The sequence below is a fragment of the Micromonospora sp. PRAS1 genome (assembly GCF_059553435.1).
Map to the genome: position 1 here is coordinate 108,384 of NZ_JCANNB010000019.1, position 6,967 is coordinate 115,350.

Annotated in this window: 7 protein-coding genes; all 7 read left to right on the plus strand. The window is 66.4% G+C overall.

Annotated elements, in window-relative coordinates:
• Nucleotides 1-55: 55 nt before the first annotated feature.
• The 7 genes from AC507J_RS19255 to AC507J_RS19285 all read left to right on the plus strand — a co-directional run bounded on the left by AC507J_RS19255 (nt 56) and on the right by AC507J_RS19285 (nt 6,936).
• Nucleotides 56-268, plus strand: coding sequence for an acyl-CoA carboxylase subunit epsilon (locus tag AC507J_RS19255; RefSeq protein WP_496290554.1), 213 nt, complete (start codon nt 56-58; stop codon nt 266-268).
• 126 nt (nt 269-394) lie between these two features.
• Complete coding sequence (locus AC507J_RS19260) at nt 395-856, plus strand: hypothetical protein (RefSeq protein ID WP_496290555.1); 462 nt, start codon at nt 395-397, stop codon at nt 854-856.
• Between the two features lie 1,384 nt (nt 857-2,240).
• Nucleotides 2,241-3,386, plus strand: a complete 1,146-nt coding sequence (mycP, locus tag AC507J_RS19265) for a type VII secretion-associated serine protease mycosin (RefSeq protein WP_496290568.1) — start codon at nt 2,241-2,243, stop codon at nt 3,384-3,386.
• 362 nt (nt 3,387-3,748) lie between these two features.
• Nucleotides 3,749-4,534, plus strand: a complete 786-nt coding sequence (locus AC507J_RS19270; RefSeq protein ID WP_496290556.1) for a hypothetical protein — start codon at nt 3,749-3,751, stop codon at nt 4,532-4,534.
• 82 nt (nt 4,535-4,616) lie between these two features.
• A complete protein-coding gene (locus tag AC507J_RS19275; RefSeq protein WP_496290557.1) occupies nt 4,617-5,468 on the plus strand; it encodes a hypothetical protein in 852 nt (283 codons plus the stop codon).
• Between the two features lie 151 nt (nt 5,469-5,619).
• On the plus strand, nt 5,620-6,273 hold the full coding sequence (locus tag AC507J_RS19280; RefSeq protein WP_496290558.1) for a Maf family protein: 654 nt from the start codon (nt 5,620-5,622) through the stop codon (nt 6,271-6,273).
• A 9-nt stretch (nt 6,274-6,282) separates the two neighbouring features.
• Nucleotides 6,283-6,936 (plus strand): O-methyltransferase, encoded by a 654-nt coding sequence (locus tag AC507J_RS19285; protein WP_496290559.1) that lies wholly within the window; start codon nt 6,283-6,285, stop codon nt 6,934-6,936.
• The last annotated feature ends 31 nt before the right edge of the window (nt 6,937-6,967 follow it).

A 6,967-nucleotide genomic window follows, 5' to 3' on the forward strand; every position in this document is an offset into this window, starting at 1 on the left:
CCGGCACGCCACTGTGCGACGAAGATCAAAGCTGACCCGGCGTACGCTGGAGGACATGCCTGGGGATGAGCCACTGTTCCGGATCGTGCGCGGCACGCCCACGGCCGAGGAACTGGCCGCGCTGGTCGGCGCGATCGTCGCCCGGTCCCGCCCGGCACCCGTGCCGGCTCCGGCTCCCGCCTCGGCCTGGGCACGCAGCGGTCGCCCGGCGGGCGTACGCCGGCTGCCCGGTCCCGGCGCGTGGCGCGCCGCCGGACTTCCGCGCTGACCTTCGGATATCCGACACCCCACCGGACGCGCCGGCTGCCCGGGCAGCGGGAGGGCTCCCGAGGGCGGCGGCCACCCACTAACCTCACTCAGTGGAACGAAGCCGTGACAGGATTGGGAGGGGTCGATGATCCCCGAGGAGGATCGACAAGCGTCCTGGTTACGCGGTTACGGCGGCATCGAGGCAGACATCCGGCAGATGCGGGAGTTCGCCGACCAGCTCCGCGCCGAGGTGGAGAAGAACTACGCCACCCACCTGCCGTACATCGCCAATGACATGCTCGCCAAGGTGCCCAATCCGGCGGACGCGTTCATCGAGTTGGTGCAGTTCATGCGGGCACACTGGGAAACCCAACAAGCCGCCACCAACGCCGTCTGGGGCCTCGGCCACAGCACCGGCCACCTGGCCGCCGCCGCAGGTCAGGTCGCCGACCGGTACGGCACAGCCGACGCCTTCTCCGCAGCACAGGTCGCCGACATCCAGACGGCACTCAACCGCACCGGCTTCGCGTCCGGGCGGTCCGGACCATCGCCCTCGCTCACCGACCCCACCGGCCCCGACAGCGCCGGCCCGGTGGTGCTGCCATGAGAGATCCCGGCGTCGGCCGCAGCGGCGGCCTCACCGACTGGTACCTCATGAACGTCGGCGACATGTGGGCCTGCCTGCAAGACCACCAGACCGATCAGCATTGGCGCCACGTCGCCGGCTGGCGCAAGGTCTGCGACCTGGCCGGCGAGCACCTCACGCGGCTCCGGACCTACCGAGACGGTCTGGCAAAGGCCTGGCCACCCGAAACCAACGCGGCGGCTCGCGTCTACCTCGCCGAACTGGACGGCCTGATCGAGCAGGTACAACAGACGCACGATGCCGCCGCCGCCAACCAGAGTGCGCTGGCCGCCGCCACCCAGGCGCTCGCCAGCACCCGCACCGAACTCGGAAAAATCTACGAAGAGTACGCCAGCAAACTCCAACAGAAGCGGGCGTGGGACGAGACGATCGCCGACCCCAAGGCCGCCGCCGGCAGCAGAGCGAGCCAGCCCCCGGTCACCGACTCCGATCTCGAGCGGCTGAACATCCAGGCACGCGGCATCATGTACGGACTCAGCGGCGAACTCCAACAAGCCCAAGTAATGCTCCGCCAACCCCCTTCACCCAAACCAAATGTCCGGGACGGGTCACCTCCTGATGCCTATGGAAGCGGCCCGGCACCGATCATCCCGCCCATTGTTCCACTACCCCTGCCACCACCAGCAAATCAAGACAAGCGTCCAGCGTCGTCGCCGCGTCAGGTGACTGGGCCCGCAACACCGACTATCGGGCCTGTACTCGGCGGAGTAGACCCTCGACTGACTCCTAGTCCAATTACACCTACAACAGCCGGTGCCACGCCTGCCGGACTTACCCCTCCAACACCTGGCATCGATTCCCCGTCACGATCGGGAACGGTTAACTGGCCAGGCTATCCGGGTACAGGACCATTGCCCCACCGTCCGGATAGCCGATCAGCCTTTATTCGAGGCAATCCATCCCCTAGCACGAGCCCCCTAAGGGCAATCCCGCCCGGTGGAGTCATCGGCGGCATTCCTGGCTCGGGATACGGCCCAGCCGGCACCAGTGGTCCACAGTCACGTCGCGTCAACCCGATTGGCGGTGTCATTGGCGGCGGGGCCGCAGGCACCTCGCCGACCGGAGGCGCGGGCTCTCGACCAGGCGGGGGAAGAGGGTTCGGCGGACTCCAAGCCCCGGTCGGGGGCTCTCCTACGCCTGGAACTCCCGGCGCCCTAGCGCCTGGCCTTGGTTCTGTTCGACCGGGCATTGAGGATCAGAATAACGATGGTTCACGGCGATGGGATCCGGACCACCCGTGGCAGGTCGACCAGGGCGTAAGTCCGATAGTCTTGCCGCCGGAAGAGGAGGGACCAATTAACCCTGGTCCCGCAATTGGCTTCCCAAAGTGAAGCTGAATCTCACTATGGCATGCATCACCCTACTGGCACTACCGCTGGGACCGCTAGCAGCACCAACTTCGGCAACAACAAATTCAGCACCAAGCGATTCGGGTCGCGCTCGTGGAGACCAATGGCATCTGCCCTATCTAAAAGCAGCCGAGGCTCACCGCATTAGCCAAGGAGAAGGAGTTACGATCGCCGTAGTGGACACGGGAGTGGCCGCCCACCCAGATCTCGAAAATAATCTTCTTGATGGGATCGACCTCGTAAGCAGCGAACAGAAGGACGGCCACCAGGACCTATCGGGGCATGGGACTGGGATGGCAGGAATTATTGCCGCGCACGGCCAACTAAGCAACACAGGCGCTCTCGGAGTCGCACCGAAAGCCAAGATCCTTCCAGTGCGATGCTTCGACGGAAGCAACGACGGCGAGATTGACCGATTAGCCGCGGCGATCGAATACGCAATCGAATCCGGCGCTGACGTAATCAGCGTATCCGCAGGCGGCGGACCTAACGCCCGCCTTTTGCGCGCTCTCGATGCCGCACGTTCCGCTAACATCATCGTCGTGGCGGCAGCGGGCAACCATCCCGAAGATTTCACGGTTCCTTTTCCGGCCGCGTCAGCTAATGTGATAGCCGTTGGCGGCATCGATAACACTGGCGAACAAATTGCAATCTCAGTCGCTGGACCTGCCGTCGATTTGGTCGCACCAGCAAAAGACATCTACAGCACTAGCATCAACGGCAAGTACCGAGTCGGCACGGGCACCTCAAGTGCTGCGGCGATTGTGGCGGGGGCGGCGGCGTTGATTCGGGCCAAGTATCCGTACCTTCCGGCGGACGAGGTGGCGCATCGGTTGACCGCCACTGCCATCGACAAAGGGCCGCCGGGCCGGGACGACCAGTACGGGTACGGCGTCATCGATCTGGTGGCGGCGCTGACGGCAGACGTACCGCCGAGGGGTTTTGAATCGGTACCGCCGAGCGCACCGGACGACGGCAGCCCGACCACGGCGGCGGATGGGCCATGGGCCGATGGGGAGGGTGCTGCCACCGTGCGTGGCTTGGTCACCCTCGGTGTGCTGCTGGCGGCTGGTGGCGCTTGGGCGTTGTTTGTCCGGCACCGGCGGCGATCCGACGACCCGCCGCCCAGAATCACTCGCTGATGCAACGCCGCCCCTCCGCCGGCCGCCGCCTTGATCGTTGGCGTTGGAGCTACCCGACACGCCGGGGAATTGCTCGCTGAGCCGTCAGCGATCGGGTCCGCGAACTGGCGAGGATGGCCTCTGGGCGCACGGCTGCCGAGGCCGGGGGTAAACCGGATCTCGGGCCGGCACATGACCACGGCACACGGCAGATGACCACGGCAGATGACCACGGCAGATGACCACCACGCGTTGACCCCGTTGCGCAGGTTCACGAAAGTTGGCACGCGGATTTCCGCAAGTGACGAAGACAGCGATCACCGCCGCCTACAGACTGTGACGACATCTTCATTCTTCGATCTGACGGAGGAGGATTCGTCGCCTTGCGGACCAAGATCCTACGCAGCGTCATCAGCACGGCTCTCGCCCTGACGTTGGTGCAGACGTTGTCCGTGGTGCCGGCACGGGCCAGCTCGGCGGACGGCGCCAGCGGCAGCATCATCACCATCATTTTCACCGGGTACCGGATCTTCAAGAGCGGACAGCTGTCCGCGAGTGACGTCGAGCAACTCGTCCGGGAGGCGGTCGGCGCGGTCACCGCCATGGAAGTCTCCGTCACCGGCCACATCGACAACATCGTGGCGTCCGACGTCATGAATGACGCCAAGTCGGCCGGGCGCGATATGGCGAACTACCAGGCGTTTCGCGACAACGAGATTGTCCTGTGGAACTTCGCAATGTTTCTCAACCGCGCCGCGGGCAATTCCTACGCCAAGTATTACGTGGTGCAGGATCGCAAGGCCAAGGACCAGATCGGGATGGCGGCGAGCACCCTCTACCCCTTGGCGCTCGCCGTGCGGACGGATGCCGGGGCGACCGTCAAGTTGGACGAGATCAAGGCCGAGCACCTCGCACTCCTCCGGTCGATCTATGCGGAGCTGGCCCCCACCTGCACATCGAGGATCGCCCCCGACACCCCCGGCTACATCACCGAGACCCGGTACGAGTGCGTTGCGGCCAACGGTGAACGAGCCTCGGACTACCAGATTTACAACGAGTCCACAGGCAAGTGGGTGCGTGGACCGGTGAGCGTCGACGATGTCCGGGAGCGGGCCATCGCGAACTCGAGCTGGCGAGTGGCGAGGGACACCATCAACGCCCTTCCGTAGCGAGCTGCACCCGACCCGCGCTGACGGGAAAACTCGCAACTCCAGCAAAGACCCGGACCGACCGACGAGAACGGATATCGACATGAGTAGACGCATTGCGCGGTGTCTCGTCGCCACGACCTTGGCGGTGGTGATCGGGCTGACGGGAACGACGCATCCTGCCCTCGCCACCGAGGCGCCCTCCCGGACCAGCTCGGCCGAAGCTGTACGGTCGTCGGCCGTTCAACCACTCATGTTCTTCGACTGGGCCTCGCTCATCGTCAGTGTGGCGTCCGCCTACGCCTCCAGCGGCAGCGGTTCCTCCGCCCTGCAGAATGCCGTGAACCAGATCGTCGCGGCGGTGGAGTCGGCCAAGACCGAAATCCTCAATCACATCGACAGGATCGCGAGCGCCGACATCCAGGCGTGCGCTCGGGAGCACACAATCGAATTCGCCGACATCAACAATATGAGTCCCACGGTGCGTCAACTCTGGGCTCAGAACGCAACGAGCTGCGCCGCTCGGGCATCGTCCTATTTCAACGCCGTACAGAGTCTGAGCGCGGCCGACACCATCGCTCGCCTCGTGCCGCAGATCTACGCGATCGCGATCGCGGCGCGGGCCAGCGCCGGTTTCAACATCAACCTCGTCACCCAGGATCTCGTCAACACCACACAAGCCATTACCATCAAGCTCAAGCCGGTATGCGAGACCCGGCCCCTGGTCTGGTGGGACAACGCCGAGGGCGCCTACTACTGGGAGGTCTGGTATGAGTGCACCGCTTACAACGGTAACCGGGTGAAGGATTACGAGGCATGGCTGCACGCCCCGGACAGCGGGTGGCTCATACAGGGGCCGCTCGACCGGGCCTGGATCGAGGCGGAGGCCGCCAAGAATACGAGTTGGCCACTCGCGGTCGCCGCACTGCCACAGCTTCGGGCAATCCCGACATGATCCCGAAGCCGGGTGCTGGGTAGGCGAAGGGAACCTGGTCGTCGTACTGGACCGAGGCGGTTCGACCCGGCAGCGCCGGGCCGGGCCGCCTCCGGCCCGGACGGCAGACGGGGCGGCGTGGCGGACGGCGGTAGCCGGTAACGTCGACGGGGTGCCTGATTCCCTGCCGCTACGTCTGGTGCTCGCCTCGGCGAGTCCGGCCCGCCGAAAGTCCCTGCACGCCGCCGGCATCGAGCCGGAGGTGCTGGTCAGCGGGGTCGACGAATCGCTCGTGGTGACCGACCGGGCCGAGGAGCTCTGCCTGGAGTTGGCCCGGCTCAAGGCGCAGTCGGTGCTGACCCGCCTGCGGCCCACCGACGACCAGCGCACGCTCGTGTTGGGCTGCGACTCGGTGCTCGCCTTCGACGGGGAGATCCTCGGCAAGCCCGAGGACGCCGCCGACGCTGTCCGGCGCTGGGAGCGGATGCGCGGTCGCAGCGGGGTGCTGCACAGCGGCCACTGTCTGATCGAGATGGGTGGGCGTAGGGCGGAGGCGGTGGCCTCCACGGTGGTGCACTTCGCCGACATCACCGACCACGAGATCACCACGTACGTCGGCACGGGTGAACCGCTCGCGGTGGCCGGCGCGTTCACGATCGACGGTCTCGGCGGGCCCTTCGTGGAACGGATCGAGGGCGATCCGGGGACGGTCGTCGGGCTCTCCCTACCACTGTTGCGGCGCCTGCTCGCCGACTTGGAGCTGCGGATCACCGATCTGTGGACGAAGGTCGCGCCCGGCAACCAGTTGGTCGAGCCGCTCGGCTAGCGTCCGAGCATGACGCTCAAGTCGATCCCGCTCACCGACGAGTTGCACACGTACCTTGTCGCGCACGGCACCCCGCCCGACGAGGTGGTCCGCGATCTGGCCGAGGAGACGCTGAGCCTCCTGCCCGCGCAGGCTTCCATGCAGGTCGCACCGGAGCAGGCCGCCTTCCTGACCTTCCTGGCCCGGCTGCTCGGCGCCCGTCAGGCGGTGGAGGTGGGCACCTTCACCGGCCTCTCCTCGCTGGCGATCGCCCGTGGGCTCGCCGAGGGCGGCCGGTTGACCTGTTTCGACATCTCCGAGGAGTACACAAGCGTGGCGCGCCGCTACTGGGCGCGGGCCGGTGTGGAGGACCGGATCGAGCTGCGTATCGGCCCGGCCGGCGAGCGGCTGCGGGAACTGCCCGACGAGCGCTACCTGGACTTCGCCTTCATCGACGCCGACAAGACCGGCTATCCGGTCTACTGGGACGAACTGGTGCCGCGGATGCGCCCCGGTGGTGTGATCGCCGTCGACAACGTGCTGCGGCATGGCCGGGTGATCGCGCCGCAGAGCGCCGGCGATCGGGCGATCGCCGCGTTCAACGACGCGGTCCTGGCCGATGTGCGGGTGGAAGCGGTGATGCTGCCGGTCGCGGACGGCCTGACCCTCGCGCGGGTGCACTGACCGGTCGCGCAGCGGTCAGCGCGCACCGGGT